Below are 26,199 nucleotides of genomic sequence, written 5' to 3'. Positions count from 1 at the left end.
CCTAGCGGGGGAGAGGGACACGGCTCCATGGGCACGCAGATCAAGGCTCGCTCCTTCACCCGCGCCGACCGGCGCGTGTTCCGCACCAAGGTGCAGGCCTGCCTCGCCGCCCTGGACCGGATGCTGCGCGAAGGCGCCTTCACCGACGCGCGCGAACGACCGGAGCCGCTGCTCGGCATGGAGATCGAGTTCAACCTGGTCCAGGACGACATGGAACCGGCCATGTGCAACCTCGAGGTCCTGCAGGCCATCGACGATCACGCCGTGTTCCAGACCGAGCTGGGCCAGTTCAACGTCGAGATGAACGTCGACCCGGCGCCGTTCGCCGGTGACGCCACCCTCGACATCGAGAACACCCTGCGCGAATCGCTGCGTCGCGCCGACACGCGGATGCACCGGCAGGACGCCCAGCTCGTCATGATCGGCATGCTGCCGACGCTCGAGCTCGCCCACCTCGACCGAGAGCGCATCACCGCCAACCCGCGCTACGAGGCCCTCAACGAGCAGATCTTCGCCGCACGCGGGGAGGACATCGAGCTCGATCTCGACGGTGTTCCCCTCCCCGGCCGCGACGACGCCGAACAGCTGCGGGCCGACGCCAACTCGGTCGTGCCGGAGGCGGCCTGCACGTCGCTGCAACTGCATCTGCGGGTGGCCCCGGAGGACTTCGCCGACCACTGGAACGCCGCTCAGTGCCTGGCCGGGGTGCAGGTGGCGCTCGCCGCGAACTCCCCGTTCCTCGCCGGCAAGGCGCTGTGGCACGAGAGCCGGATCCCGCTGTTCGCGCAGGCCACCGACACCCGTACCCAGGAGCTGAAGAATCAGGGGGTACGGCCACGGGTGTGGTTCGGCGAGCGCTGGATCGACTCGGTGACGGATCTGTTCGAGGAGAACTCGCGGTATTTCCCCGCGCTGCTGCCCGAGGTGTCCGACGTCGATCCGATCGCCGAGTTCGACGCGGGCCGGACTCCGCGGCTGCGCGAGCTGCAGATGCACAACGGCACCATCTACCGCTGGAACCGGCCCGTCTACGACGTCGCCGACGACCACCCACACCTGCGGCTCGAGAACCGGGTGCTGCCGGCGGGCCCGACGGTGCTCGACATCATGGCCAACGCCGCGTTCTACTACGGGACGCTGCGCGCCCTCGTCGACGCCGACGTGCCGCTGTGCCGGTTCATGAGCTTCGACGCCGCCCGCGAGAACCTCGGGATCGGGGCCAAGTACGGCCTCGACGCGCGGCTGTACTGGCCCGGCCTGGGCTGGGTCGGCGCCGACGAACTCGTGCTGCGCCGGCTGCTGCCGATGGCGGACGCGGGCCTGACCGCCTTCGGGCTGTCGCAGCAGGCGCGGGACCGGTACCTGGGCATCATCGAGGGCCGGTGCCTGAACCGCCAGACCGGGGCGGCGTGGCAGCGGGCGCAGGTCGTCGAACGGGAGGACGCGGGCGCCGACCGGCGCACCGCCCTCCACGGAATGATGCGCGACTACATCCGGAACATGCTGGACGGCAAGCCCGTTCACGAGTGGCCGCTCGGCACGGCGTGATCACAACCGGACTGTGCGGGTCACCGCGACCGCGGGGGTGACCACCGCCCGATCGTCCGGCGCGGTGTATCCCGGGACCACGGTGAGGTCGTCGGTGACGTCGGCGACGTGCAGTACCACCGCGCCGTCGCGCGGGGCGACGGTCAGCCGCACCTCGATGCCCTCGGCCGGGGTCCCGGAGAACAGGAACCCGAACGGCGCGGCCGGCGCGGCGCTCCGCCCGGCCACCACCGCCTCCCGCACCGCCGCGGTCGTCTCGTCCACCCACAGCCCGATCGTCGGCGCCCCGCGCGGCGACGTCAGTCGCAGGGTCAGTGTCCGCTCGTCGCCGTCGGTGACGTCCGCGACGACGGCGAGCCCGGGCGCGGGCAGCGGCGCGACCGGCGCGGGCCCGTGGGCGAGCCTGGTCTCGCTGCGCCACGGGAACGCGTCCGGCAGCGTGGCCGGCTCCTCGGTCAGCAGGGCGCGGCTCCAGTCCGACGCGGGTGCGCGCGGCGAGGCCCACACGGCGGCACCGGTCTCCGCGTTCAGCGCGTAGAGCAGCTGTTCCTGCCGCGGCGGGGTGGCGCCGTCGCGGTTGACCCAGCCGCCGACCGGCGCGGCCACGAGCACGACCGCCGCGGCGGCGATCGCGGCGAGCCGCAGCTGCGACGGCGCGCCGGCGGCGTCGACGAGCGGCAGCGCCAGCGCGAACAGCACCGCGACGAACACCCCCGCGAGCGGCGCTCCGGTGAGCAGACCGGCGTCGAACGCCGCCACCGCGCCGGGCACGAGCACCACGACCGCCGGAACGGTCCCGGCCAGCGTCACCGGCGTCCGCCACCCGCGCCGATCGGTGGGCAGCAGGTCCACGACGAGCGCGGCGAGCGCCGCCGGCAGCGCCGGCAGCACCAGGACGGTCGCGACGCCGAGGAAGGGCAGCGCGGCCAGGGCGGTGACCGTCACGGCGAGCAGCGCACCCGTCGCGAACCCGGCCGGGCCGACACGGCGGCGCACCGGCGGATACGCCGCGAGCAGGACGGCGACGGCCGCGGCCGCCGCGGCGACCTGGTAGGGCACCGGCCGGTACGGCTCGCGCAGGACCGCCGAGGCCTGACCGGGAGCGAACCGCAGCGCGAGCCACCACGGCACGAACGCCGCGCCCGCCGCTGCGGCCGCCACGGCGATCGAGATCCCGCCCGACGCCGCGAGACGGCCCGCGGAGACGGTACCGTCCCGGATCCGCCGGGCCGCGAGGGCGCCGGTGCCGGCGGCGAGCAGCGCGGCCAGGACGATCTCGAGCCAGCGCGGGTAGTGCACCGGTCCCCAGGGCAGGGTGACGATCACGTCGTCGCCCCCCGCGTCGAGCTCTGCCAGGTCGGTGGACGAGAACCGCTGCGCCGCAGCAAGGGTGGTTTCTCCCATGCGCTGCAGCGACGCGGTGTCGAGCCGGTCCGGGGTGTCGAGGGGACTGTGGTAGTAGGCGCCGCCGGCGGCGATCGCGGTGTCCGCGGCGTGCATGCCGGCCTCGGTGAGACGGCGGAAGTCGGTGTCGTTGGGCAGCAACTCGAACGCCGTCTGGGTGAACGAGTCCGCGGTCGTGCCGGGCACGCCGGACAGCACCCCCACGAGACCCGCATTGGGAGAGGAGATCCGGAAGGTGACGGGGACGCCGCCGTTGCCGCGGGCCTCGTGGTTGAGCACCACCGTCGGCCTCGTGTCGGCCGGTTGCCGCCGCGTGTACTCCTCGGCGCCGAGCAGGCCGCGTTCCTCGCCGTCGGTCACGAGCACCGTGACGTCGTTCCGGGGACGGGGGCCGGCGGTCAGGGCGCGGGCCGCCTCGAGCACCGTGGCGATCCCGATCCCGTCGTCGCCCGCGCCGGGGGAGCCGGCGACGGTGTCGTAGTGCGCGGCGAGCACGACGGTGCCGGTGGGGTCGGTGCCGGGCAGGGTGGCGACGACGTTCGCGACCCGGCCACCGCGCTGGGTGCCCTGCACGGCGGTGGCCGACCAGCCGACGCCGTCGTCGACGCGGACGGACCAGCCGAGGCCGTCGAGGATGCGGACCAGGTACTCCCGGGTCTCGGCATGGCCGGCCGAGCCCGGCGCGCGCGGCTGCGCGGCCACCGCCTCGACGTGGGTCGTCGCGCGGACGGCGCTGAACACGGTCGGGGAAGCGTCGGCCGGTGCGGGTGCCGCCGGGGTCCGCAGCGTGGCCGCGAGTCCGACGAGGAGCAGCACGAGCAATCCGATCCGGCCGGCCCGGCGGGCGCGGCCCGCGCCGGCAGGGGCCGGAGCATCGTCCATGTGAGCGAGCCTAGCGCCCGATCGTGGAGACGACCGTGCCCCGGCCACGGGGGCCGGGGCACGGTCGGACGCGACTCAGGCGCTCGGGGCCCAGCTGTCGGGACCGAACACCTCGTAGTGGATGTTCTCGGCGGGCACGTTGCGCTCGATGAGGGCCTCGCGCAGCGAGAGCATGAACGGCAGCGGACCGCACAGGTACGCCTTGGTGTTCGGGTCGAGCGGCAGGTCCGACACGTCGGCTCGGCCCACGCGCACGGTCTCGAGCGGCTCGCGGGCGCCGAGGTCCTCGTACCACCGGTGCACCTCGGCGGAGGGGATGCGCTCGACGAGGGTGGCCAGCTCGTGCCGGTGTGCGTGGTTGGCGACGGAGCGGTCGGCGTGCAGCACCGAAACCTTGCGCTCGTCCCCGGTTTCCGCGAGGTGCGCGAGCATACCGATCATCGGGGTGCAGCCGATGCCGGCGGAGGCCAGCAGCAGCGGCGCGCCGTCGTCGGGCAGCACCAGGTCGCCGAACGGGGTGGTGACCTGCAGCTCGTCGCCCTCGAAGACGTTGTCGTACAGGAAGTTCGACACCTCACCGGCCGGCGCGACGGTGCCGTCGGGGGTGGTGGTCGCCACGATCCGCTTGACGGTGATGCGCCAGTCGCCCTGGGCCGGCGCGTTGGTCAGGCTGTACTGGCGGATCTGGCGGGCCCCGTCGGGCAGCTTCACACCCACCGAAAGGTACTGTCCCGGACGGAAAGCGGGCAGCGGGGCGCCGTCGAGCGAGGTCAGGACGAACGAGACGGTGTCGGCGGACTGGTGCCGGCGTTCGGCGACCCGGACGGTGCGCCACACGTCGCCCGGCGCGACGCCCGCGGCCTTGTACAGGTCGTCCTCGAGCTTGATGAGCGTGTTGGCCATCAGCCAGTACAGCTCGTCCCAGGCCGCCGCGACCTCGGGGGTGACGGCCTCGCCGAGGACCTCCACGATCGCCTCGAACAGGTGCTTGTGGACGATCCAGTACTCGTCGGGCTTGATGCCGAGGGAGGCGTGCTTGTGCGCGATGCGCGACAGGATCGCCTCGACCCGGGCCGGGTCGGGATCGAGCTGCAGGGTCGCGAAGGCGGCGATGGAGCCGGCCAGGGCCTTCTGCTGCTCGCCCTGCTTCTGGTTCCCGCGATTGAACAGGTCGCGCTCGAGTTCGGGGTGCGCGGCGAACATCTTCTTGTAGAACAGCGGGGTGATGTCGCCGATGGCGGCACCCACGGCGGGGAGGGTGGCGCGGACAACTTCCTTGGACTCGGCTGAGAGCGGCATCGTGAACTCCGTTTCGGGTAGGGCTGGGCCGGTTCCGGGCTGTGGAACCGTGCGGTCAGACGGCGGGGCGGGTGAGGTCGAGCAGGACGGTGCGGGTGGGTGCCCGGGTGAGATCGGCGACGGTGACGGCGTCGAGCGCCGCGTAGAAGGACTCCTGGGCTCGGCGCAGTGCGCCGCGGAGGCTGCATCCTTCCCGCAGTGGGCACGGTTTGTCGCCCTCGCAGGCGACGACCTCGCTGTCGCCTTCGAGTTGCCGGGTGAGCCATCCGACGGACGCGCCCCGGCCGAGCTCGGTGATGGTCAGTCCGCCGCCGCGGCCGCGGCGGGTCGTGACGACGCCGAGTTCACTCAATCGTGCGACCACCTTGGTGGTGTGTGCGTACGACAGTTGCAGCTGCTCGGCGACGCGCTTGGTGCTGGGGGAGCTGTCGGGTGCGGCAGCTGCCAGGTACATGACAACTCTCAGTCCGAGATCGGTGAACTGGGTGAGTTGCATGACCTGAGACTAGATAATTGGTATCTGAAATGACAATTTAATGTGACGCAGATCGCTTCTGTGCGTCAGCGCTCGAGCTCGGGAAGGATATTGCGCCAGCTGACGATTCCGATCGGCCTGCCGTCGCGCACCACCGGCACGGACCGCAGCCGCATCTGCAGCATGGCCCGCGCGATGTCGAACAGCTCGGCGTCGGCGTCGAGGGCCACGGGCGGCAACGCCACCGCTCGGACCGTCAGCGGCCGGCGGATCGCGGTCACGAGCGGCTCGGGCAGGTCGGCGTACACCGACAGGCGCGCCAGATGCGCCCCCGCCAGAGCCTCCTCGGTGATCAGGCCGCACAGCCGGCCGTGCTCGTCGACCACCGGGAGGGTGGTGAAGCCGTTGCGGGCCAGCACCTCCCCGGCCCGCTCCAGGGTGGCGTCGACCGTCACGGCCAGCACCGGCGTGCTCATCACGTCCGCCGCGCGGACCTTGTGGGCCGCGGCCCCCGCCACGCCGATCGGTCCACCGGACATGATGCGCCTCCTCTCCCTACGATTGTGGCCGCATCCCCGGCACCGGGCCAGTGGCTCCGGACTTCCCGGAGAGGGACCAAAGACCATTCCTGCCCCGAGGGGAGCGGATTAACCTCGACCCCGAGGACGATCCCTGCGACGAGAGCGGTGACCGACGTGAAGTTCCCAGGCAGCAAGGCGCACCACGAGCCCACGCACGACGAGGCGGTGCGCTCGAACACCGTGGTGGTCGGGATCGACGGATCCCCGGCCTCCGACGACGCCGTCCGGTGGGCCGCCGCGACGGCCGCCGACCGCGGGCTGCCGCTGCACATCGTGCACGCTCTCGACTTCGCCCCCAGCGGCTACAGCGGGGCGCCGTTCATCCAGACCGCACAGGTCTTCGAATGGGTCGAGGACGAGGGCAAGACGCTGCTGCAGCGCGCCGAGGAGGTCGCCCGCACCGTCGCGCCGGCACTCGAGATCACCACCCGGCTCGCTGCCACCGGCAGCGCCCGCTGGCTCATCGACCTGTCCGCCCACGCCCGCATGCTCGTGCTCGGCTCCTCCGGCACCGGCCGGGTGGGCGAAGCACTGCTCGGCTCCACCCCGGTGTCCGTCGCCAGCCACGGTCGCTGCCCGGTCGTCGTCGTCCGCGGCAAGGCTCCGGAGTCCCTGCCCGACACCCGGCCCGTCGTCGTCGGGGTCGACGGCAGCCCCCTCAGCGAGAAAGCCGTCCGCGCGGCGTTCGAGGAGGCCGGCCTGCGCGGCGTCGACCTCGTCGCGGTGCACGTGTGGAGCGACATGCGGCGGGGCACCTTCGACGAGGCCGTGGAGGTCTCGATCGATCCGGACGCGTTCGCGGAATCCGAGCAGGCCCTGCTCGCCGAGCGCCTCGCCGGGTTCCACGACCGCTACCCCGACGTGAACGTGCGTCGCGAGGTGTACGTCGACGGGCCGCGCGCCCACCTGCTGGCCTGGTCGGAGAAGGCGCAGCTGCTGGTACTCGGCAGCCGCGGCCGCGGCGGCTTCGCCGGCATGCTGCTCGGCTCCACCAGCAACTCGCTGATCCGCGACGCGCAGTGCCCCGTGATGGTGGTACGCCCCGACGAGTCCTGAAGGTCGCGCCGCGCCCCGGCGGTAGGGTACCTGGCGAACGGGTACGAGCGTGCCCGGCAGGACCACGCACCAACGAATCACGGGGTATGCGGATGCGCATCGGGATGGCATTGAACTACAGCGGCGGATTCGCCGAGACGGCGGCGGAGGTGGCCGATCTCGAACGCGCCGGCCTCGACATCGTCTTCGTACCGGAGGCGTACTCGTTCGATGCGGTCAGTCAGCTCGGCTACCTCGCGGCCAAGACCGAACGACTCGAGCTGGCCTCGGGCATCTTCCAGATCTACACCCGCACGCCGAGCCTGACCGCGATGACCGCCGCAGGACTCGACTACGTCTCCGACGGCCGCTTCGTCCTGGGTATCGGTGCGTCCGGTCCGCAGGTCATCGAGGGATTCCACGGCGTCAAGTACGACGCGCCGCTCGGCCGGACCCGTGAACTCGTCGACATCTGCCGCCAGGTGTGGCGCCGGGAGAAGGTCGAGTACCAGGGCAAGTACTACCAGATCCCGCTGCCGCCGGAGAAGGGCACCGGACTCGGCAAGCCGCTCAAGCTCATCAACCACCCGGTGCGCGAACGCATCCCCGTCCTGATCGCCGCGATCGGCCCCAAGAACGTCGAGATGACCGCCGAGATCGCCGAGGGCTGGGAACCGATCTTCTTCCATCCCGAGAAGGCCGCCGACGTGTGGGGCGAGTCCCTCGCGCGCGGCAAGGCCAAGCGCGATCCCGCGCTCGGGGACCTGCAGGTCTACGTCGGCGCGGCGCTCGCGATCGGCGACGACGTGGACTTCCTGCTCGACTTCGTACGCCCGCACCTCGCGCTGTACATCGGCGGCATGGGGGCGAAGGGCAAGAACTTCTACAACGACCTCGCCGTCCGCTACGGGTACGCCAAGGAAGCGGAGACCATCCAGGACCTGTACCTCGCAGGCCGGAAGGAGGAGGCCGCCGCCGCGGTGCCCGACGACCTGGTGCGGGCGGTCTCGCTCATCGGGCCCGAGAGTTACGTCCGCGAACGCGTCGCCGCGTTCGCCGAAGCCGGCGTCACCACCCTCAGCGTCACCCCGATCGCGGAGAACACCGCCGGCCGGGTCCGACTGATCGAACAGCTGCGGGAGATCTGCAACTGACACCCGTGCCGATGTGAGAACCCGGGCCCACCGGCCCGCCGACAGAGGGGATTTTCTTAACGCCTCTCCCTGAAGGCAGGAGATTCCCGACTCAGACCGCAACCGCACCACCACCCGGAGGGAGGTGATCCGTTTGACTCACGTCGTCGACACCGGTGTGGCCACGCTCCGCCACAGCCAGAACCACTCTGGCAGCGTTCCGGTCCCGGCACGCGGTGTGCCCGCACGCCCGGCACCGGAATGTTCGTTCCTCGAGTCCGAGGGGTTGCTTGGCTCTCGCGAAACACCTCGAACACGTCATGGTTGTGTACGCGGGCCGCACCGACACCACCTTCCGGCCGGCCCGCCTGCCCTGCTCGATCAACTCTCGTTTCACCGTCGCGACCGCGGCATCGGCGGCCGTGCGCGCCATCGTCGACTTCGACAGGAACCTGGGTTTGAAATCCTCCACCGCGACGAGATGATGCGCCTCGACCACGGTCCTGGCCCGGATCCGGCCGTCGTGCCGGTTCTGCCGGGCCGCCTTCTTCTGTACCTTCGCGGCCTGGGCGCGGGCCCGCCGATAGCCCCTCGAGGGTGGGTGCCCCTTCCCCCGGCGGCGCCGCGCCATCGTCCGCTGCGCTCTCGCCAACTCCGCCGCACACCGTTTCCGGTGCCCGTGATGCGGCAGATCGAACCGCTCCTCGGTGGCCGTCGCGGTCCGGGCCACTCCCCAGTCGATCCCGACCGCGCTGCCCGGGTCGGCGACCGGGATCGGCCCGGCCTCGCGGGTCACCACGAACGAGGCATACCAGTGACCGAGGCAATCGCGGGTGATCCGCACACTCGACGGCTCCGACGGCAGTGCCCGCGACCACACCACCGGAACACGCACGCCTTTGGGCAACACCAACCGGCCGTCCCGGATCCGGAACCCGCGGCGGGTGTACTCGAGCGACGGCAGGGTCTTCTTCCGCGCCTTGAACCGCGGTCGGCCCCGGCCCTTGACCGTGCACGACGCGTCCAACGCCTGCGCGTAGGTGCGCAGCATCTGCTGCTGGGCGACCTGGGAGCCGTCCCGCAACCACGACGAGCGTGCCCGGGCGTCGGTCAGCTGCTTGCCGAGTGTCCCGAAACTCGGCTTGCGGCCCGTGGTGAACTGGTGGACGGCTTCGTTCCACAGGAACCGGCAGCGATGCCACTCCTCGATCAGGGCAGCGGCGGCGGTGGCGCCCGGCCGCAACCGGTAGTTGTAGCGCACCACCTCGACCCCCATGCCCGGCACGCTAACCGACCCCACCGACAGATTTTCCCGACACCACCACTCCCCCCGAAAGGAGGACGGCGCTTCCTCTCCCTCGTGAACGAGGGAGTATCGGCGCCGAACATCAGATGACCGAAACCCAACCGATCGTCGTTGCGGTCGACGGATCCGACGCGGCGGCGACCGCGGTGATCTGGGCGGCCCGCGCTGCCGCGGCCCGCGCTGCCGCGGCCCGCGCGCTGCCGCTGCACATCGTCACCGTCGTGCACATCCCCGCGTTCTACTACTCCGAGCCCTACCTCGCGGAGAGCTTCCACGAGGAGATGAAGGAGACGGCGCGGGCGCGGCTCGACAGTGCCAAGGTGCTCGCCAAGCGCATCGCCGACGAGCAGGGCCCGGTCGAGATCACCACGGAGCAGATCGAGGGCAAGGTCGTCCCCACCCTCGTCGACCTCTCGAACCGTGCCGACACCATCGTGCTCGGCTCGCGCGGGCTCGGGGAGGTGAAGGGGCTGCTCGTCGGCTCCGTCACCCTCGGCCTCGCCTCGCACGCCCACTGCCCGGTCGCGATCGTGCGCGGCCGCACCCTCGACGGGGCACCGCCCTCCGACGGCCCGGTCGTGGTCGGCGTCGACGGTTCCGAGGCCTCCGTGCGCGCCGTCGAGGTGGCGTTCGCCGAGGCGTCCGCCCGCAAGGCGACGCTCGTCGCGGTGAACGTGTGGAGCGACGTGAGCGTGCAGCCGTCCCTGGGCGCGGTGCCCGAGGATCCGCAGTGGAGCAGGATCCAGACGGGGGAGGAGGTCGTGCTCGCCGAGAACCTCGCCGGGTTCCAGGAGCGTTACCCGGACGTCGTCGTCGAGCGCGTCGTCGCGCGGGACCGGCCGGTGCGGGTGCTGAGCGAGTACGCCGAACGCGCCCAGCTGATCGTCGTGGGCTCCCGCGGCCGCGGCGGCTTCAAGGGCCTGCTGCTCGGATCGACCAGCAACGCGCTGATGCAGACGGCCGACTGCCCCGTGCTGATCGTCCGGCCGGACGGCGAGAAGTAGCCGTCCCGTCCCGGGCCTGCACCGCATGTGGTTGCGCGGCAGGGTGCTTCCCGCGCGCGTCCGTACGCGCGCGGGACGCACCGCAGCGCGCGACCGCCGGGAACGTACCCGGACGCTCGATGCCCGGCACCCTGAGCGGGTGCCGGGCATCGTCGCCGGGTGGTTCCGGGTAGCCGGCCGGTCAGCCGAAGTCGTCGAGACCGCGCCGGCGCAGCTCGCTCCACACGTCGGCGGGATGGATGCCGCGGCGGACCGCGTCGTTCTCGATGAGTACCCCCAGCAACACCGAACTCAGGTAGGCGACGTCCTCCGGGCGGTGGGTGCTGCTCTTGGCGGTCAGCCAGCCGGACACGTCGCCGCGCTTCGCGGCGCGCGCCATGTCGAGCACCGAGCCGAACAACGTGCTGTCCGCGGTTCCGGTCCCCGGCTCGCGCACACTGGTCATGCGCTCGCCCCTGCGTGTTCGTCGCGCCGGGCCTGACGGGCCAGCGCCCGGTCCCGGGCCTCCTCGAACCGCTCGGCCTTCGTCTGCAGATCGGTGAGGAAGGCGTCGAGGTCCTCGCGTAGCTGCTCGCCGCGGCCGCCGAAGTCGGTGCGGTCGAAGACGCGCCACTTGCGGAGCACCGGCAGCACCACGTCGTCGAGATGCTGCCGCAGGTCGTAGATGCCGCCCTTGGCGATCAGCACGGCGTTGCGCCGGAAGTTCGCCATCGACGAGCCCGGCATCCGGAACCGGGTCAGCACGCTCATGATCGCGGCGAGCGCCTGGTCGGGGGCGATGTCGAGGGCGCCTTCGACGATGTTGCGATAGAACATCATGTGCAGGTTCTCGTCCGCGGCGACGCGGGCGAGCATGCGGTCCGCGATCGGATCGCCGCAGGCCCTGCCGGTGTTGCGGTGCGAGACCCGGGTCGCCAGTTCCTGGAAGGTCACGTACGACACGGACTCGAGCATCGACGTCGATCCCGGGTCGAATCCGGTGGTCATGTGCGCCATGCGCGCGTTCTCGAGCGCGACGGGGTCCACACCGCGAGTGACCACCAGGTAGTCCCGCATGACGACGGAGTGCTTGTTCTCTTCGGCCGTCCAGCGGCCCACCCACGTGCCCCAGGCGCCGTCGAGGCTGAAGTGCTCGGCGATCTCGCGGTGGTAGGAGGGCAGGTTGTCCTCGGTGAGCAGATTGGTGATCATCGCTGCCTGCGCGGTTTCGGACAGCGCGGACTGTTCGGGGTCCCAGTCGATGCCGCCGAGGGCGGCGAAGTTGCGGCCCGCGTCCCACGGAACATAGTCGTGCGGATGCCAGTCCTTCGCCATCGCCAGGTGGCGGTGGACGTTGTCCTCGGCGATCGGCTCGAGCTCTCGGAGCAGTTCGAGATCCGTGAGTTCCCTTGTCACAGTGATGTGTTCCCTCTCTGGTGGGACCCCGGCGCCCCCCTGCGGCGCCCGGCGGTCGGTGCGGTCGGGTCAGAACCCGATGCGCATGATCAGTTGCGGCAGGCCGTCGAGGTCCATCCGTTCGGCGAGCCGGTCGGCCGAATCCTCCACTCGCAGTGGATAGGTGAGTACGGACGCCGACAACCGGGCGTCGACCGCCGCCAGCCACGCCCGCTCGGATGCGATGCCCACCCGGACCAGGTCGATCGGATCGGTGGAGTGCACCGAGAAGACCAGGACGGTCTCCCGGTCGATGGCCGCCGCGAGCTCGGCGGTGTCCGGCACGCCGGTGGTGATCAGCGCACGCCCGGCGGGTCCGCCGGCGTCGAGATCGGCGCCCCAGTCGGTCACCACCTCGGCGTTGCCTTCCGGGTGCCAGTGCGACGTCCACCGGAACATCTCGCGCTGGTAGTGCGGATTGCGGCGCATCGCGTCGGCCGAGTAGGTGAGCATGTCGGCGAGCGCCGGCGCCTCGTCCGACGCCAGCAGGCGAACCTGGACGCCGGGGATGTCCGCGGCGGCCATCACGTCGGCGATGGTGGTCGCCGGCACCGGGATCCGGGCGAACGACTCGCGGTGGCTGCGCCGGTGCGAGATGGCGGCGAAGAACCCCAGGTCGGTGCTCGAAGGAGTGGCCGGCGCCGCTGCCTCGATCCGGGCGATCAGCTCGGGCCGCTCCGGCTCGGGCAGCAGCAGGGTCCGGGTGCTCCAGCCGAGCACCCGGATGCCGAGTTCGAGGTTGGCGACGGCGGCTCCGCACGAGATGAGCCGATCCGGGCGCAGGGGGTCCTGGCCGGGGGCGGCGAACTCGACCCGCTCCTCGAGTTCGGCCGTGCGGGCCGGAAGGCGCAGGTTCCACGGCTGGGTGTCGTGGATGGAGGGGGCCTCGATCACGGCACGCGCAATGACCTCGGTGTCGCTCGTGGACCAGGTGTCGGGCACCGTGGACATCGCAGCCTCCTAGTCCTGGTCGGTCACCTCGCACGGTTCATCGGGGATGACTGTCCGAGCATCGCCCGCGGGCCGCACCGGGCGCATGTGCCGAAGGTCCCGAAACTGCCGTCGAACGGCCCGGGGTCGGCGCCGCGCGAGCGAGCTGAGACGATGGTCACCGCAATGCCGGTGTCAGGAAAGGTGAGGGACGATGCCTCGGGTATTTCTCGTCGACGACCATGAGATCGTGCGGCGCGGGTTGGTCGATCTGCTCGACAGCGTGCCCGACTTCACGGTTGTCGGGGAGGCCGCGTCGGTCGGTGAGGCGCTGGCCCGCATCCCGGGCAGCGGAGCCGAAGTCGCGGTGCTCGACGTGCGCCTGCCCGACGGCAACGGCGTCGAACTGTGCCGCGAGCTGCGGGCCCGCATGCCGGAGCTGCGGGCTCTCATGCTCACCTCCTACGCCGACGACGAGGCCCTGTTCGACGCGATCATGGCGGGCGCCTCCGGGTTCGTCCTCAAGCAGATCCTCGGCACCGACCTGGTCTCGGCGATCCGGACCGTCGCGGCCGGGGGCTCGCTGCTCGACAGCCGGGCGACGGCCGCGCTCATGGAACGCATCCGCGCGTCCCGCACGGCGGACCCGCTCGCCGAGCTGTCGGAGCAGGAACGGGCCGTGTTCGAGCTGATCGGGGAGGGCCTGACCAACCGCGAGATCGCCGAGCGGCTGTTCCTGGCGGAGAAGACGATCAAGAACTACGTCTCACGGCTGCTGGCCAAGCTCGGGATGCAGCGCCGCACGCAGGCCGCGGTGCTCGCCACCGAGCTGCGCAAGCAGCGCGAGGTCTGACGGGGACCCCGGGTCACAGGGGGACCTGCCACAGCACGCGCGTCCCGCCCCTCTCGCCGGGTCCGGTGCTGCAGCGGCCGCCGCACTGCTGGGCGCGCCGCTCGAGATTCGCGAGGCCGCTGCGGCGCGGTGTGTCCGGCAGTCCGATGCCGTCGTCGACGATCTCGATGGTGAACTCGTCGCCCGCGGTGACGGATACGGAGATCTTCTCCGACTGCGAGTGGCGCAGCGCGTTGCTCAGTCCCTCCCGCAGCACCGCCTCGGCGTGCGGATGGATGCGGACGGGAACGAGAGTGTCGATGGCGCCGGCGAATTGGACGTTCGGCGCCACGGGGGACTGGGTGGTCAGGTCGCCGACCACGTCCAGCAGCCGTCGCCGCAGGCTGGTCGACGCCGCGGCGCCGGTGGTGTGCAGATCGAAGATGGTGGTGCGGATCTCGCGGACCGTGCGGTCGAGCTGCTCGACGGCGTGCTGGACGATGTCCGCGACCCGGTCGGGATCGGTGCCCGGCACCAGGGTGCTCTGCAGGCTCATCCCGGTGGCGAAGAGGCGCTGGATCACGTTGTCGTGCAGGTCCTGTGCGATCCGGTCCCGGTCGGCGAGAACGTCGAGCAGCCGCTTCTTGCGTTGCTGCGCGGCGAATTCGAGTGCCACCGTGACCAGGTCGGCCATGGACTCGAGTCGCGTCACCTCCGCGTCGTCCCACGCATCGGAACGGGCCGACCGGGTGGCGATCAGCACGCCGGTGACCCCCGACGTGGCGGACAGCGGCAGGATCGCGGCTCGGCCGGCGCGGCCCGCGCCGGCCGCCGGAAGCCCGTCGAGGTTGTCGGTGATCAGGGTGCGCCGGGTCCGGATAGACTGCAGCACAGGAGAATCGGTGAGATCGAGACGCGAGCCCGTCGCCGGCGGGCCGGGCGCCGCGGCGGCCCGGACGGTCCCCTGGGTGCCGTCGACCAGCAGGACGTAGGTGCCCACGGCGTGCGCGAGGTCCCGGACCCGGTCGACCAGGAGCGCGAGGGTCTCGTCGACGGAACCGCCCACCAGCAACCGTGAGTTGATCGCGGCCACCGCCTCGAGCCAGCGTTCGCGGGTGAGGGACCCCTCGAACAGGCGGGCGTTGTCGATGGCGACGCCCGCGGAGCTGGCGAGGACCTTCAGGATCACCTCGTCCTCTTCGGTGAAGGCGGGACCGTCGATCTTCTCGGTGAGGTAGATGCTTCCGAAAACCCTGCCGCGCACCATGATCGGTGTACCGAGGAAGCTCTTCATCGGTGGATGGCCGGGTGGGAAGCCGATCGAGGCGGGATGCTCCGACAGGTCCGCGATCCGCACCGGCCGCGGGTCGTTGACGAGCAGGCCGAGCAGGCCACGGCCCTCGGGCAGGTGCCCCATGCGGCTGCGCTCGGCGGGGTCGATGCCGACGTACACGAACTCCGACAGTCCGCCGTCGGGCGCCCGCACGCCGAGCGCACCGTAGCGGGCGCCGAGCAGCGCGACGGCCGCGGAGACGATGCGCTGCAGCATGGAGTCGAGTTCGAGCCCCGACCCGACGACGAGCACCGCCTCGAGCAGGCTCTGCATGCTCGCCGGGGTGGTTACGGTGTCGGTGAGGCGTTCGCGGATCTCGGCGATCAGTCCGTCGATGTCGGCGGTGTCGTCGATCGTGCCGTTGTCACCGGGAGTGCTCACACCCGTCAGCATAGGTGCACGCCTCGCGCGTCCCCGAGTGCCGGCCCGTGCGCCGCGGCAAAAGGGGCAACACGGCCGCAGCCCGTCGCCGGCGTGTGAGAATCCGGATATGGAGAACGAATCCGGACGGGCCGGGTTCGACGGAGACGGGTGACGGCCGCCATGGGAGTTCCGCCGCGCGGTGCCGCGTTGTTCACCGACCTGTACGAGGTCACGATGGCGCAGGCCTATCTGGTCCTGGGAATGTCGGACACGGCCGTGTTCGAAACGTTCTTCCGCAAGCTTCCGCCGGGGCGGTCCTATGTGCTGGCCGCCGGCCTGCCCGACGTGCTCGACTTCCTCGAGGCGTTCCGGTTCGAGGAGGACGACCTGCAGTACCTGCGCGGACTCGGTCTGTTCTCCGACGAGTTCCTCGAGCGGCTCGCCGGGGTGCGTTTCACCGGCGACGTGTGGGCCGTGCCGGAGGGCACCGTCGTCTTTCCGAACGAGCCGATCGTCCAGGTCGTCGCGCCGATCCTGGAGGCGCAGCTCGTCGAGACCTTCGTCCTGAACCGCATCCACCTGCAGTGTGTCCTCGCGAGCAAGGCCGCGCGGGTGGTCGAGGCCGCCCGCGGGCGGCTGGTGGTGGATTTCGGGGCGCGCCGGGCCCACGGCACCGACGCCGCCCTCGAGGTCGCCCGGACCAGCTACCTCGCGGGTGCCGCGGGAACCTCCAACCTGCGCGCGGCCGAGGAATACGGAATCCCCGCGTTCGGCACGATGGCCCACAGCTTCGTCCAGGCGTTCGACGACGAGTTCGACGCCTTCGAGGCGTTCGCCCGGCTCTATCCCGGCACGACGTTGCTCGTCGACACCTACGACACGCTCCGCGGCGTCGACCTGGTCGTCGAACTGGCCGAGCGACTGGGCGACCGGTTCGACGTGCGGGCGGTCCGGCTGGATTCCGGGGACCTCGGCGCGCTGTCGAAGGCGGCGCGTGCCCGGCTCGACGCGGCGGGTCTGCACGGCGTCCGGATCTTTGCCTCGTCGGGCCTCGACGAGTACAGCGTGGCGGCACTGCTGGACGACGGCTGTCCCATCGACGGCTTCGGGGTGGGCACCCAGCTCTCCGTCGCCCAGGACGCGCCCACGCTCGACATGGCGTACAAGCTCGTCGAGTACGCCGGCGTCGGGCGGACGAAGCTGTCGAGCGGCAAGGTCCTCTCTCCCGGGCGCAAGCAGGTGTACCGCCGGGTCGACGACGGTGTCTTCGCAGGCGACATCATCGGCCGGCCCGACGAGAACCTCCCGGGTGAGCCGCTGCTGGTGCCCGTGATGCGTGGCGGCCGGCGGCTGTCGCAGTACGACGCCGGACTCGACGCGGCGCGACGGCGTGCACGGCAGCAGATCGACGCTCTTCCGCCGGCGCTTCGTTCCCTCCACGAGGCGGGGTCGCCGTATCCCGTGGCGGTGAGCGCACGGGTGCAGGACGATCTCGATCGGTTGAGCCGGGCGCGGCAGGCTCCCTGACCACCGGCGAAGGTTGCGCGACGGGACCGTCCTCGCTGACTCTGAGTAGATGAGGGAAGACGTCGCGGGAGGTACGGAGGCCGACACGGATCCGGTCGACGCCGCCCGGCGAGCACTCGCCTCCGTGGGCACGTTCCTGATGCCGGCGGCAGACCTGTGGCGATCCATCGGTGCCGACGCCGATGGGTGGGTTCGGTTCTCCGCGCATTGGGAGGAGCTTGCGCCCGACCCGTACGCGGCAGAACAGGGCGTTCACCGGCTGCGGCGCTACGGCCGGTTCCGGTACCGGGCGGCCGACGGCGCGCTGGAGCCGATGGCGCACCGTGAATTCGTACAGCCTGACGACTCCAACGCCCTCTACCTCGCCCGAGACCGCCATTTCGAACAGCTGACAGCCGCGTTCCTCGCGGATCCGCTGTTCGAGCGCACGGTGAAGCTGGTGGGCCGGATCGCGCCGGTCCTCGACGAAGCTCCCGAATGGACGGTCTGGGTGCATCCGTTCCGTGTGGTCGCAACGGCAGATGACGAGGGCCGGCCCACGCCCGAGGGCTTGCACCGCGACGGTGTCACGCTTGTCGGTTCCCTGTTGATCAGCGTCGACAATGCCGTCGGGGGCGAAAGCTCGGTGTTCGGCCCGGAGGGCGATCGACTCGTGACGACGACCCTGTGCGAACCCGGCACCTTCCTCCTGGGCGACGACCGTTGCACCTGGCACGGTGTTTCGCCGATCCGACCCGTCGACCGGGGGAAGCCGGCACGTAGGGACGTGCTGGTAGTCACCCTCGCACCGTCCTGATCGGCTTCTTGCGGCGGGACATGAGCACAAAGGCCGCCACCGCCACAGTGATGGGCAGGGCGCTGACAGTCAGCATGGTGAGTCGCACCGCGTCGGCCAAGTCCGCTCCGAGATCGAGACCGCCCACCTGCCGAAGCAGGTTCGGGTCGTACCCGGCGCCCCCGGGGCTCTGCGCCACCGCGCTACGCGCGGCATCCACGGCCTGCTCGCCCTGGGTCGCCGTCAGCCCGCGTGCCTCGGTGTCGGCCAGCCATTCTCGCTGGAAGAACACGTTGAGAAGCAGCAGGTACACGGTGGGCCCGAACGCATAGCCGGTCATCCCGAAGGCCAACTGCACGGAAGCCACCGTTCCGGACTGCCCGCTCGGCGCCTGGGAGAGCACCGTCTCGGACACCGATGTGGAGGTCACCATCGAGCCCAGGTTGTACAGCCACACGGCCGCCACGAGCAACCACAGCGCCATTGTCGGATCGACCGTGCCCGCCATCAGCAGTCCGCCGGCTGCCATGAGCAGGAGGCCGACGACCATCACCGGTCTCGGCGAGAACTTGCCCACCAGGCTCCCGGACAAGACCACGAAACCGGCGATCAGCAGCGTGCCGGGGAGGAACAACAGGCCGATGGTCTCCGGCGACAGCGCGAGCACCACACTGCCGAACTGCCCCAGGACGATGCCGAGCCCTGCCATGAGGAAATTCAGCGTGAAGGTCGCCGCCAGAGCCACGCTGAAGGGCCGGCTTCCGAACAGAGCCAGGTTCAGTGCCGGTTCGGGGGTGCGGCGTTCGTGGCGAACGAAAAGCACGGCGGCGACCACGCTGACAGCCAGCGGCAGCCATGTCTCGGGCCGGAACATGCCGTTCTGCGCGGCTGCCAGTCCGATGACGAGTGCCAAGAGGGCCGTACCGACCAGGACGATGCCGGCCACGTCCAGCCGAGCGCGATGCTGAACGGGCGTCTCCGGGACGTACTTCGCCGTCAGCAGAAGCGAGATCACGGCAAGCAGCGGTGCGACCAGGAACACGACTCGCCACCCGACGGCCGCCACCGCCCAGCCCGTCAACGCCGGGAGTACCCCACAGAGAACCATCTCGATGGCCACGAAAACGCCGATGGCCGTCGGCCGCTGCTTGTCCGTCACGGACGTCTTGAGCAGGGCCAGCGGCACTCCGAGCAGCGCCGTCATTCCCAATCCGGCCAAGACCCGCATCGCAAGCAGAAAAGCGTAGTTGGGCGAAAGCATGGAGAGCAGATCGGCGACCATGACGACGACCAGTCCCGACCTCAGCAAGCGTCGAAGCCCGAACGCGTCGCCGAGGTTGCCCGCGGCGAGGACGGCTGCGGCCATCACCAGTGTCGCCATACCGCCCAGCAATCCGACGGCCTGCGGTGGCACGTCGAGGGCCCGGCTCACCTGCGGCAGATTCAGGCTCAGCACCAGTGGGTCGACGACCGTGATCGTGAAGGCGAGGGACAGGGCCAGGATGATCGGCAGGGTCCTCGCGTTGGTCCGCAACCGAGACGTAGGCACCGCCCACCTCCCCTGCTCCCACGTCCGACGTGATCGACTCTAGCCCCGGCTTCCGCGTCCCGTCGGAGGTTGGAGAGCCGAACCGACTGGCTGACACCGGCTGCAACGGCGGCCACACCACCGACGCGTTACGCGCGCGGCCGTGGGTGCCACGGCCGGGACGCCGTGTCCGAGAGCAGACCGGACACGGCGTGCACGATCGGCGGTGCCGGATCGGTCTTCGCCTTGCCGAGGTCGTGGGCCGCGCCCGTCACCGGGACCAGCACGACGGGCGCTGGGATCAGCGGCACCGCGTTGCGCATCTCGTCCAGGGTGCCGAACGGATCCCGGTCGCCGTGCGCGAACACCGTCGGCACGGCGAGCGCGGGCAGATGCTCGGTGCGGGCCTTCTCGGGCTTGCCCGGCGGGTGCAGCGGGTAGGACAGCAGGACGAGCGCATCCGCGACGTCGGTCTGCTCGGCCGCGAGCATCGACGTCTGCCGGCCGCCGTAGGAGACCCCGCCCAGTATCAGCGGGCCGCCCGCGCGGTCCCGCATCGCCTCGGCGGCCGCCGCGATCCCGGCCCGGTCCTCCGCCGCCCGCGACGGCTGCGGCGGCCCCTTCGGCCGTCGGCGCCGGAACGGCAGGTCGAAGCGCAACGCGAGGAACCCCGCGTCGGCGAACGCGCCGCACAGCTGCCGCAGGATCGCCGCGTCGCAGTTGCCGCCCGCCCCGTGGGTCAGGGCCACCGCACCGCGCGGAACGCCGCCGGGGTGATGCAGCACGCCGTGCACCGAATCGTCGTCGAGGGCCTCGGTCGTCACCGGCCCACGGTAGCCGGACGCGGACGCAGCACCGTGCGCCACAGGTGCACGAGCATCGCGGCGAACACCGCCGCCCACACCGTCACGGCCACCCACAGTTCCGTCCTGCCGACGACCCCGACCCACGGCAGCTCGTCGGCCTCGGCGAGGTAGACCCCGGCGACGCCGTACATCCCGAGCGGGAAGACGACCGACCACAGGCCCGGCTCGTAACGCAGCCGGATGCGGTGGGTGCGGTGCCGCCACCACCCCGCGGCGACGAGGGCGGGCAGCAGCCACGTCGCGAACGCCCAGAACACCACCACCAGCCCGGCGACGAGTCCGCGGGTGGCGTCGACCATCGGGGCCGACTCCATCGCCACGATGCGGGAGCCGGCCACCACGGTGATCGCCGCGGCGCCCATCGACACCCAGTACGACGGCGTGAGGTCCACCGGCCGGAGCGGATACTGCATCATTCGTGCCGCGACGAACACCCCCGCCGCGGCGTAGAGGAACAGGCCGACCGACCACGCGAACACGGCCACCAGCGACAGGGCCCGCCGAAGGTCGTCGTAGATCGGCTCGAGGGTGGCCGCGGCGAGCGCGACCGACTGGGCCGCGACCACCCACACGAACCAGCTGCCGTTGGCCTTGGCGATCACCGGGCGTCTGCGAGTGCCGAGCACCGCCGTCCAGGGAATCACGTAGCCGAGCACGAGCCACGTCGCGGCCGCGCCGACGAGCAGGACCGCAGCCGTCGAGTGCCACCCGTCCATGGTCAGGCGGATCCCCAGCACGTTGCTGCCCGCGACGAACGTGAAGAACCCGAACGCGCGGCTCGCGTCGGTGAGGTCGGCGCGGACCTCGTCGCGGAACCGCATGAGCCGCCACCCGGTCAGCGCCAGCAGGACGGCGTAGGCGACGACGGACACCAGCAGTAACGCGGCCGACACCGTCACCAGACCCTGCAGGTGCATGCCGATCGACACGATGCCGGTCGCCATCACGAGCGCGAAGTAGCCGGGGTCGAGCGTGCGCGCACCCCCACGGAGGCCGTCGAGAACCGTCACAGCCGCACGCTACCGCCGGGGTGCCCTTCCGGAGCTGCGCGGGTCCCGAACGACACCGCTCACTTGACCAGCCGCGACAGCCGCCGGTCCGCGAGGATCTTCCCGCCGGTCTGGCACGTGGGGCAGTACTGGAAGGAACGCTCGGCGTAGGCGACTTCGCGGACGGTGTCGCCGCACTCCGGGCACGGCAGGCCCGTGCGGGCGTGTACCCGCATCCCGGACCGCTTCTCGCCCTTGAGCCGCGCGGCATCCTGGCCCACGGAACGGCTCACGGCGTCGAGGAGCACCGTGCGCATCGCGTCGTACAGCGCCTGCCGTTGCTCGTCGGTGAGCCGGCCCGCCGGCGCGAACGGCGACAGCCGGGCGACGTGCAGGATCTCGTCGGAGTAGGCGTTGCCGATCCCGGCGAGCACCTGCTGGTCGGTGAGGGCGGTCTTCAGGCGTGCGGTGCTGCCCACCAGTCGCGCGGCCAGCTCGTCGGCGGTGACGGCCAGGGCGTCGGGACCGAGCCGGGCGATGCCGGGCACCTGCTGCGGACGGTCGACGATCCACACGGCGAGGCGCTTGCGGGTGCCGGCCTCGGTGAGGTCGAAGGCGGGGGTGGCGGCGTCGGGGGTGAACAGGTGCACCCGCAGCGCGAGCGGACCCCGGCCCAGCTTCGGCGGTGCCGGCGACGGGTTGTCCTGCCAGCGCAGCCACCCCGCCCGCGACAGGTGCGTGACGAGCCACAGACCCGCGCAGTCGACGGCCAGGAACTTCCCGAAGCGGGACACGCCGGTGACGTCGCGGCCCTGCAGCACGGTGACCGGCGGGTCGGCGGTCTGCAGGACGCTGAGCGCCGCCACGTCGATCCGGCCGACGACGGCACCGACGGCGTGCTCGCGCAGGAACACCGCCAGGGCTTCCACCTCGGGCAGCTCGGGCATGGAGTCAGGCTATCGCCCGTGCGTGCTTCGGGCTGCCCCAACGACCACAACCACGCACGGGCGATAGCCTGTCGTGGTGACTGCCGTGCCGACCCCGTACGAAGACCTCCTCCGCCTGGTGCTCGAGACCGGCACGCCGAAGGCGGACCGCACGGGCACCGGGACGCGCAGCCTGTTCGGGCACCAGATGCGCTTCGACCTGTCGCAGGGCTTTCCGCTGATCACCACGAAGAAGGTGCATCTGAAGTCGATCGTGTACGAGCTGCTGTGGTTCCTGCGCGGCGACTCCAACGTCAAGTGGCTGCAGGAGCACGGCGTCACGATCTGGGACGAGTGGGCCGACGCCGACGGCGAGCTCGGTCCCGTCTACGGGGTGCAGTGGCGGTCCTGGCCGGCCCCCGACGGCGGGCACATCGATCAGATCACCAAGGCGATCGACACGATCCGCACCGACCCCGACTCGCGGCGCATCGTGGTCTCCGCGTGGAACGTCGGTGAGATCGACCGGATGGCCCTCGCGCCGTGCCACGCGTTCTTCCAGTTTCACGTCGCCGACGGCAAGCTCAGCTGCCAGCTGTACCAGCGCAGCGCCGACCTGTTCCTCGGCGTGCCGTTCAACATCGCCAGCTATGCGCTGCTGACCCACATGGTGGCCCAGCAGACCGACCTCGAGCCGGGCGAGTTCGTGTGGACGGGCGGGGACTGCCACATCTACGACAACCACGTCGAGCAGGTCACCGAGCAGCTCACCCGCGCGCCCTACCCGTACCCCACCCTGGAGCTGAACCGGCGCGGGTCGATCTTCGACTACGAGTACGAGGACGTGCAGATCACCGGGTACCGGCACCACCCGCCGATCAAGGCGCCGGTCGCGGTATGACGGAGACGGGCGACATCGTCCTGATCTGGGCGCAGGACCGCGACGGCGGCATCGGCCGTGACGGCGCGATCCCGTGGCGCATCCCCGAGGACATGGCGCACTTCCGGGCCGTGACGACGGGTAAGCCGGTGATCATGGGCCGGCTGACGTGGGAGTCGCTGCCCCCGCGGTTCCGCCCGCTGCCCGGCCGGCGCAACATCGTCGTCACCCGCGACCCGGCCTGGTCGGACGCGGGCGCCGAGGTGGCCCACGGCGTGCCGGAGGCCCTGGCGCTCGCCGGCGGCGGCGACGTCTGCGTCATCGGCGGCGGCCAGATCTACGCGCAGGCCATGCCGCACGCGACGCGGCTGCTCGTCACGGAGGTGGACCTCGAGGTCGGCGCGGACGCCTTCGCCCCGCGGATCGGTCCCGGGTGGACGGCCGTGGACGTCGGCGCGCGGCAGGAATCCGGCGACGGAATCGGGTTCCGCTTCGTCCGGTACGCGCGAACCTGACCGGTGGCGCCCCCGGTGGGCCATACTGCGAGGGCGTACCCCGACCAGGAAGGGCTGCCATGGACAAGCTTTCCCTCACGGCTCTGGCGCGACAGCAACTGAAGCTGGCGGCGGCATCGAGCAGCGGCCGCAGCTCGCAGACGATCTTGGGCGGGCACGCCAAGCATCTGCGGCAGACGATGGTGGCACTGCTGGCCGGCCACGAACTCGCCGAGCACGACGGCCCCGGCGAGGGATCGCTGCAGGTGCTCGGCGGGCGGCTGTCCCTGATCGCCGGCGACGACTCCTGGAAGGGCTCGGCCGGCGACTACCTGGTGCTGCCCACCGTCCGGCACAGCGTCACCGCGCTCGAGGACGTCGTGTTCCTGCTGACCGTGGTCAAGTGACCGCTCCCGCCTGCGGCAGCGCGAGACCGCGGTAGCCGCGGTACCCGGCCCAGGCCAGCCGCCGCTCCCGCCACGGGTCGTACTCCACGCGCGTCGGGTCGTCGAAGACGACGGTGGCGCGGTCGCGCTCGTCGTAGCGCGGCCACGACGGCAGCGGCTCACCCTCCTGCGCGAAGTGCAGCCACTGACGCTGCACCGAGTCGCTTACCGTGCGCAGCGCGCGCCGGCCTCCGGCGACCGTGACCACCCGGCCGAGCGCGGTGTCGGCCTGGCCGAACACGGCGAGCAGCTCGAACGCGTGGGTGGCGTGGAAGCCGGTCCAGCGCAGCAGCGGCGGCGCGTAGTCGAACCGGTAGCTGTAGGTGGGGGCGTGGCGGGCGTGGGCCTGGGCGATCTCGATCGAGGGATGCCAGAACGTGAGATCGCCGCCGAGATCGACGGCCGCGCGGGCCTCCGGGTAGCCGGGATAGGCCGCGACGACGCGCTCCTGGGCCGTGGGATCGGTGAGCCCGAACATCTGCTCGATGCGGAGCTGATTGGTGGGCAGCGCGTCGAGGACCCGCGGGAACAGCGTGCCCTCTCGGGCGTTGGTGCCGATGATCAGCGGAACCCGATGTGCGGCACCGGTTTCGTAGGCCTCGATCGGGGCGGTGGGAAGGTAGTCGCCGTCGATGACGGGACCGAACGCGTGCAGGCCGGGAGTCTCGTGCAGGATGCGCCCGCTGAGCCGCTGGGCGGCGCGGCCGAGCTCCGCCGGGGTCGCGGACCCGAGCGCCGCGACCGCGGAATCCCGTTCTGCGCCGAGCAGTTCGACGAAACGTCGTGCCCACTCGGCCGCGTGGTCGGCGTCGACGACGAGGTTCGGTGCCGAACTCTGGGCGACGGCGCGGGCGAACAGTCCCGCGGCGGCGGGTGTGGCGAGCAGGGTGGTGACGGCGTTGCCGCCGGCGGATTCGCCGAAGATCGTGATGTTGTCGGGGTCGCCGCCGAAGGCGGCGATGTTGCGGCGCACCCACGCCAGCGCGGCGACCTGGTCGCGCAGCCCCAGGTTCGAGTCGAAAGGCCTTTCCGCCGTGGAGAACTGGGTGAAGTCGAGATAGCCGAGGCTGCCGAGCCGGTAGTTGATCGACACGTAGATCACGTCACCGCGGCGCACCAGCGATTCCCCGCCGTAGAGCGGCATCGCCGTGGTGCCCAGCGTGTAGGCACCGCCGTGGATGAACACCAGCACCGGCCGCGGCGTCGCCGCGGGCGCCGCGGGCGCCAGCACGTTGAGCGTCAGGCAGTCCTCGCTCGCGGGCTGCTGCTTCCGGAAACCGATCGTCAGGCCGCGCGGGTGCTGGCTCGCCGCGGCGCCGAAGCGGGTGGCATCGCGTTCGCCGGTCCACGGTTGCACCGGCTGCGGAGCGCGCAGCCGCAGCGGCCCCACCGGGGGTGCCGCGTAGGGGACGCCGCGCCAGGCGAGGAGGTCGCCGATGCGGGTGCCGCGCAGGGCGCCGTCGGGAACAGTGACAAGGGTCTCAGCCGCCATGCTCGAACTGTACGTGACGCCGAGTCATAGGTGCCGCGGTTACCAGTGCCGGCCGTGCAGCCCGTGGGCGGCGAGCCCGGCGTCGGTGTCTGCGCGCAGGGCGGCCCGGGTGGGGAAGTGCTCGTCGTCGAGCGCGACCAGGGCGAGGGTGTAGCGGTCGCCCTGCCGGCACAGGTACGCGGCGAGCCGGGTGGACGTCGAGGCCCGGGCGGTCGCGAGGCCCGGATGGACGACGCGGGTGGCGACGCCGGTGGTGCGGTGCGGGCCGAATCCGTCCAGCACCGGGGGCAGCGGCCCGATGTTGGAGCACAGCAGGTCCCGCTCGCCGGCCCCCGCGGCGAGGCGCGCGGCGAGCCGGTCGGGCAGCAGTTGCAGCACCTCGTCCGGCAGGCCGTGCGGCGCCCCCTCCCGGCGGCGGATGTACGCATCACGGGCGCGGTGGCGGAGCGAGGCCGGGGTGTCGGACGCGTCGACCACCACCTCGGTCATCGTCACGTCGTTGCCGGCGCCGTCGTCGGGGAGGCCGGGCGCGGCGGTGCGGCCGTCGACGGGCACCGCGATCCGCAGCGGCCAATCGAGCCCGGCGCGGTGGGCGATGCCCGCGGCGAGCGCGAGGAAGAGGGAATTGGGGGTACCGCCGGCCGCGTCCGCCGCGGCGTCCCACGCGGTCGCGTCGACGTCGAGCAGTGCCGTGCGCGCCGGGGAGCGGATCGGGCG

24 protein-coding genes and 1 pseudogene are annotated in these 26,199 nt (G+C 71.5%); 10 read left to right on the top strand and 15 right to left on the bottom strand.

The features are described 5' to 3' along the window. The first annotated feature begins 27 nt into the window (after window positions 1–27). Complete coding sequence (locus tag G6038_RS08295; protein WP_165037221.1) at window positions 28–1,548, top strand: glutamate-cysteine ligase family protein; 1,521 nt, start codon at window positions 28–30, stop codon at window positions 1,546–1,548. On the opposite strand, the gene G6038_RS08290 is transcribed toward G6038_RS08295, so the two are convergent. From G6038_RS08290 to G6038_RS08275, 4 genes are all read right to left on the bottom strand, one after another. Then, window positions 1,549–3,834 carry a M28 family peptidase gene (locus G6038_RS08290; protein WP_165037220.1) on the bottom strand — a complete coding sequence of 762 codons (2,286 nt, stop codon included), beginning with the start codon at window positions 3,832–3,834 and terminating at the stop codon, window positions 1,549–1,551. A 75-nt stretch (window positions 3,835–3,909) separates the two neighbouring features. Beyond that, window positions 3,910–5,133, bottom strand: coding sequence for a globin domain-containing protein (locus G6038_RS08285; protein ID WP_165037219.1), 1,224 nt, complete (start codon window positions 5,131–5,133; stop codon window positions 3,910–3,912). 55 nt (window positions 5,134–5,188) lie between these two features. Next, window positions 5,189–5,629 carry an Rrf2 family transcriptional regulator gene (locus tag G6038_RS08280; RefSeq protein WP_165037218.1) on the bottom strand — a complete coding sequence of 147 codons (441 nt, stop codon included), beginning with the start codon at window positions 5,627–5,629 and terminating at the stop codon, window positions 5,189–5,191. A 65-nt stretch (window positions 5,630–5,694) separates the two neighbouring features. After that, entirely contained in the window at window positions 5,695–6,147 is a 453-nt protein-coding gene (locus G6038_RS08275; protein WP_165037217.1) for a CBS domain-containing protein, read from the bottom strand. A 147-nt stretch (window positions 6,148–6,294) separates the two neighbouring features. Here G6038_RS08275 and G6038_RS08270 point away from each other — a divergent pair, with 147 nt between their 5' ends. Together G6038_RS08270 and G6038_RS08265 are read left to right on the top strand one after the other, a co-directional pair. After that, on the top strand, window positions 6,295–7,245 hold the full coding sequence (locus G6038_RS08270; RefSeq protein ID WP_165037216.1) for a universal stress protein: 951 nt from the start codon (window positions 6,295–6,297) through the stop codon (window positions 7,243–7,245). A 92-nt stretch (window positions 7,246–7,337) separates the two neighbouring features. Further along, the gene (locus G6038_RS08265) at window positions 7,338–8,378 is read left to right on the top strand and encodes an LLM class F420-dependent oxidoreductase (RefSeq protein WP_165037215.1); all 1,041 of its coding nucleotides are present in this window, start codon (window positions 7,338–7,340) and stop codon (window positions 8,376–8,378) included. 91 nt (window positions 8,379–8,469) lie between these two features. Here G6038_RS08265 and G6038_RS08260 read toward each other — a convergent pair whose 3' ends face one another. Continuing rightward, window positions 8,470–9,633, bottom strand: a complete 1,164-nt coding sequence (locus tag G6038_RS08260) for an RNA-guided endonuclease TnpB family protein (RefSeq protein ID WP_165037214.1) — start codon at window positions 9,631–9,633, stop codon at window positions 8,470–8,472. A 116-nt stretch (window positions 9,634–9,749) separates the two neighbouring features. Here G6038_RS08260 and G6038_RS08255 point away from each other — a divergent pair, with 116 nt between their 5' ends. After that, on the top strand, window positions 9,750–10,667 hold the full coding sequence (locus G6038_RS08255) for a universal stress protein (RefSeq protein WP_165037213.1): 918 nt from the start codon (window positions 9,750–9,752) through the stop codon (window positions 10,665–10,667). A 181-nt stretch (window positions 10,668–10,848) separates the two neighbouring features. On the opposite strand, the gene G6038_RS08250 is transcribed toward G6038_RS08255, so the two are convergent. The 3 genes from G6038_RS08250 to G6038_RS08240 form a co-directional block, all read right to left on the bottom strand. Next, window positions 10,849–11,112: a hypothetical protein gene (locus tag G6038_RS08250; RefSeq protein ID WP_165037212.1), complete on the bottom strand. Its 264-nt coding sequence runs from the start codon at window positions 11,110–11,112 to the stop codon at window positions 10,849–10,851. Further along, a complete protein-coding gene (locus G6038_RS08245; RefSeq protein WP_165037211.1) occupies window positions 11,109–12,062 on the bottom strand; it encodes an acyl-ACP desaturase in 954 nt (317 codons plus the stop codon). Before G6038_RS08245 ends, G6038_RS08250 begins: the two co-directional genes overlap by 4 nt. A gap of 69 nt (window positions 12,063–12,131) precedes the next feature. Next, window positions 12,132–13,052 (bottom strand): nitroreductase family protein, encoded by a 921-nt coding sequence (locus tag G6038_RS08240; RefSeq protein ID WP_165037210.1) that lies wholly within the window; start codon window positions 13,050–13,052, stop codon window positions 12,132–12,134. Window positions 13,053–13,245: 193 nt separating this feature from the next. Here G6038_RS08240 and G6038_RS08235 point away from each other — a divergent pair, with 193 nt between their 5' ends. After that, complete coding sequence (locus tag G6038_RS08235; RefSeq protein WP_029541947.1) at window positions 13,246–13,884, top strand: response regulator transcription factor; 639 nt, start codon at window positions 13,246–13,248, stop codon at window positions 13,882–13,884. Between the two features lie 13 nt (window positions 13,885–13,897). On the opposite strand, the gene G6038_RS08230 is transcribed toward G6038_RS08235, so the two are convergent. Continuing rightward, window positions 13,898–15,589, bottom strand: coding sequence for a GAF domain-containing protein (locus G6038_RS08230; RefSeq protein WP_165037209.1), 1,692 nt, complete (start codon window positions 15,587–15,589; stop codon window positions 13,898–13,900). A gap of 150 nt (window positions 15,590–15,739) precedes the next feature. Here G6038_RS08230 and G6038_RS08225 point away from each other — a divergent pair, with 150 nt between their 5' ends. Beyond that, window positions 15,740–17,086, top strand: coding sequence for a nicotinate phosphoribosyltransferase (locus G6038_RS08225; protein WP_165037286.1), 1,347 nt, complete (start codon window positions 15,740–15,742; stop codon window positions 17,084–17,086). Window positions 17,087–17,135: 49 nt separating this feature from the next. Continuing rightward, window positions 17,136–17,882, top strand: a complete 747-nt coding sequence (locus G6038_RS08220) for a 2OG-Fe dioxygenase family protein (protein ID WP_165037208.1) — start codon at window positions 17,136–17,138, stop codon at window positions 17,880–17,882. Here the strand turns inward: G6038_RS08220 and G6038_RS08215 are convergent. From G6038_RS08215 to G6038_RS08200, 4 genes are all read right to left on the bottom strand, one after another. Continuing rightward, a complete protein-coding gene (locus G6038_RS08215; protein WP_165037285.1) occupies window positions 17,863–19,395 on the bottom strand; it encodes an MFS transporter in 1,533 nt (510 codons plus the stop codon). The two genes, G6038_RS08220 and G6038_RS08215, sit on opposite strands and share 20 nt — an antisense overlap. Window positions 19,396–19,538: 143 nt before the next feature. Next, window positions 19,539–20,255, bottom strand: coding sequence for an alpha/beta family hydrolase (locus G6038_RS08210; RefSeq protein ID WP_165037207.1), 717 nt, complete (start codon window positions 20,253–20,255; stop codon window positions 19,539–19,541). Then, window positions 20,210–21,265 carry a tellurite resistance/C4-dicarboxylate transporter family protein gene (locus G6038_RS08205; RefSeq protein ID WP_165037206.1) on the bottom strand — a complete coding sequence of 352 codons (1,056 nt, stop codon included), beginning with the start codon at window positions 21,263–21,265 and terminating at the stop codon, window positions 20,210–20,212. The genes G6038_RS08210 and G6038_RS08205 overlap by 46 nt, the downstream gene beginning before the upstream one ends. A 59-nt stretch (window positions 21,266–21,324) precedes the next feature. Beyond that, window positions 21,325–22,191, bottom strand: coding sequence for an Fpg/Nei family DNA glycosylase (locus G6038_RS08200; RefSeq protein ID WP_165037205.1), 867 nt, complete (start codon window positions 22,189–22,191; stop codon window positions 21,325–21,327). Between the two features lie 85 nt (window positions 22,192–22,276). Here G6038_RS08200 and G6038_RS08195 point away from each other — a divergent pair, with 85 nt between their 5' ends. From G6038_RS08195 to G6038_RS08185, 3 genes are read left to right on the top strand one after another with little or no spacing between them, the layout of a single operon-like run. Then, window positions 22,277–23,071, top strand: coding sequence for a thymidylate synthase (locus tag G6038_RS08195; RefSeq protein ID WP_100058662.1), 795 nt, complete (start codon window positions 22,277–22,279; stop codon window positions 23,069–23,071). Then, window positions 23,068–23,565 carry a dihydrofolate reductase gene (locus G6038_RS08190; RefSeq protein ID WP_165037204.1) on the top strand — a complete coding sequence of 166 codons (498 nt, stop codon included), beginning with the start codon at window positions 23,068–23,070 and terminating at the stop codon, window positions 23,563–23,565. The genes G6038_RS08195 and G6038_RS08190 overlap by 4 nt, the downstream gene beginning before the upstream one ends. Window positions 23,566–23,624: 59 nt before the next feature. Further along, entirely contained in the window at window positions 23,625–23,951 is a 327-nt protein-coding gene (locus G6038_RS08185; RefSeq protein WP_100058886.1) for a cupin domain-containing protein, read from the top strand. Here the strand turns inward: G6038_RS08185 and G6038_RS08180 are convergent. Then, window positions 23,944–25,482: a carboxylesterase/lipase family protein gene (locus G6038_RS08180; RefSeq protein WP_165037203.1), complete on the bottom strand. Its 1,539-nt coding sequence runs from the start codon at window positions 25,480–25,482 to the stop codon at window positions 23,944–23,946. The two genes, G6038_RS08185 and G6038_RS08180, sit on opposite strands and share 8 nt — an antisense overlap. Before the next feature lie 39 nt (window positions 25,483–25,521). Further along, window positions 25,522–26,199: pseudogene (locus G6038_RS08175) on the bottom strand (hypothetical protein); the annotation flags it as partial.

Source organism: Rhodococcus sp. 14C212, from assembly GCF_011058195.1.
Lineage (GTDB): Bacteria > Actinomycetota > Actinomycetes > Mycobacteriales > Mycobacteriaceae > Rhodococcus > Rhodococcus aetherivorans.
The sequence above is the reverse complement of the archived record's forward strand: the minus strand, read 5'-3'. Positions and strand labels throughout refer to the sequence as shown.

Excerpts from the sequence above, each read along its gene's own strand:
- G6038_RS08295 (WP_165037221.1), top strand. The coding sequence starts at position 28 with ATGGGCACGCAGATCAAGGCTCGCTCCTTCACCCGCGCCGACCGGCGC.
- G6038_RS08290 (WP_165037220.1), bottom strand. The coding sequence starts at position 3,834 with ATGGACGATGCTCCGGCCCCTGCCGGCGCGGGCCGCGCCCGCCGGGCC.
- G6038_RS08285 (WP_165037219.1), bottom strand. The coding sequence starts at position 5,133 with ATGCCGCTCTCAGCCGAGTCCAAGGAAGTTGTCCGCGCCACCCTCCCC.
- G6038_RS08280 (WP_165037218.1), bottom strand. The coding sequence starts at position 5,629 with ATGCAACTCACCCAGTTCACCGATCTCGGACTGAGAGTTGTCATGTAC.
- G6038_RS08275 (WP_165037217.1), bottom strand. The coding sequence starts at position 6,147 with ATGTCCGGTGGACCGATCGGCGTGGCGGGGGCCGCGGCCCACAAGGTC.
- G6038_RS08265 (WP_165037215.1), top strand. The coding sequence starts at position 7,338 with ATGCGCATCGGGATGGCATTGAACTACAGCGGCGGATTCGCCGAGACG.
- G6038_RS08260 (WP_165037214.1), bottom strand. The coding sequence starts at position 9,633 with ATGGGGGTCGAGGTGGTGCGCTACAACTACCGGTTGCGGCCGGGCGCC.
- G6038_RS08255 (WP_165037213.1), top strand. The coding sequence starts at position 9,750 with ATGACCGAAACCCAACCGATCGTCGTTGCGGTCGACGGATCCGACGCG.
- G6038_RS08250 (WP_165037212.1), bottom strand. The coding sequence starts at position 11,112 with ATGACCAGTGTGCGCGAGCCGGGGACCGGAACCGCGGACAGCACGTTG.
- G6038_RS08240 (WP_165037210.1), bottom strand. The coding sequence starts at position 13,052 with ATGTCCACGGTGCCCGACACCTGGTCCACGAGCGACACCGAGGTCATT.
- G6038_RS08235 (WP_029541947.1), top strand. The coding sequence starts at position 13,246 with ATGCCTCGGGTATTTCTCGTCGACGACCATGAGATCGTGCGGCGCGGG.
- G6038_RS08230 (WP_165037209.1), bottom strand. The coding sequence starts at position 15,589 with ATGCTGACGGGTGTGAGCACTCCCGGTGACAACGGCACGATCGACGAC.
- G6038_RS08225 (WP_165037286.1), top strand. The coding sequence starts at position 15,740 with ATGGGAGTTCCGCCGCGCGGTGCCGCGTTGTTCACCGACCTGTACGAG.
- G6038_RS08220 (WP_165037208.1), top strand. The coding sequence starts at position 17,136 with ATGAGGGAAGACGTCGCGGGAGGTACGGAGGCCGACACGGATCCGGTC.
- G6038_RS08200 (WP_165037205.1), bottom strand. The coding sequence starts at position 22,191 with ATGCCCGAGCTGCCCGAGGTGGAAGCCCTGGCGGTGTTCCTGCGCGAG.
- G6038_RS08190 (WP_165037204.1), top strand. The coding sequence starts at position 23,068 with ATGACGGAGACGGGCGACATCGTCCTGATCTGGGCGCAGGACCGCGAC.
- G6038_RS08185 (WP_100058886.1), top strand. The coding sequence starts at position 23,625 with ATGGACAAGCTTTCCCTCACGGCTCTGGCGCGACAGCAACTGAAGCTG.
- G6038_RS08180 (WP_165037203.1), bottom strand. The coding sequence starts at position 25,482 with ATGGCGGCTGAGACCCTTGTCACTGTTCCCGACGGCGCCCTGCGCGGC.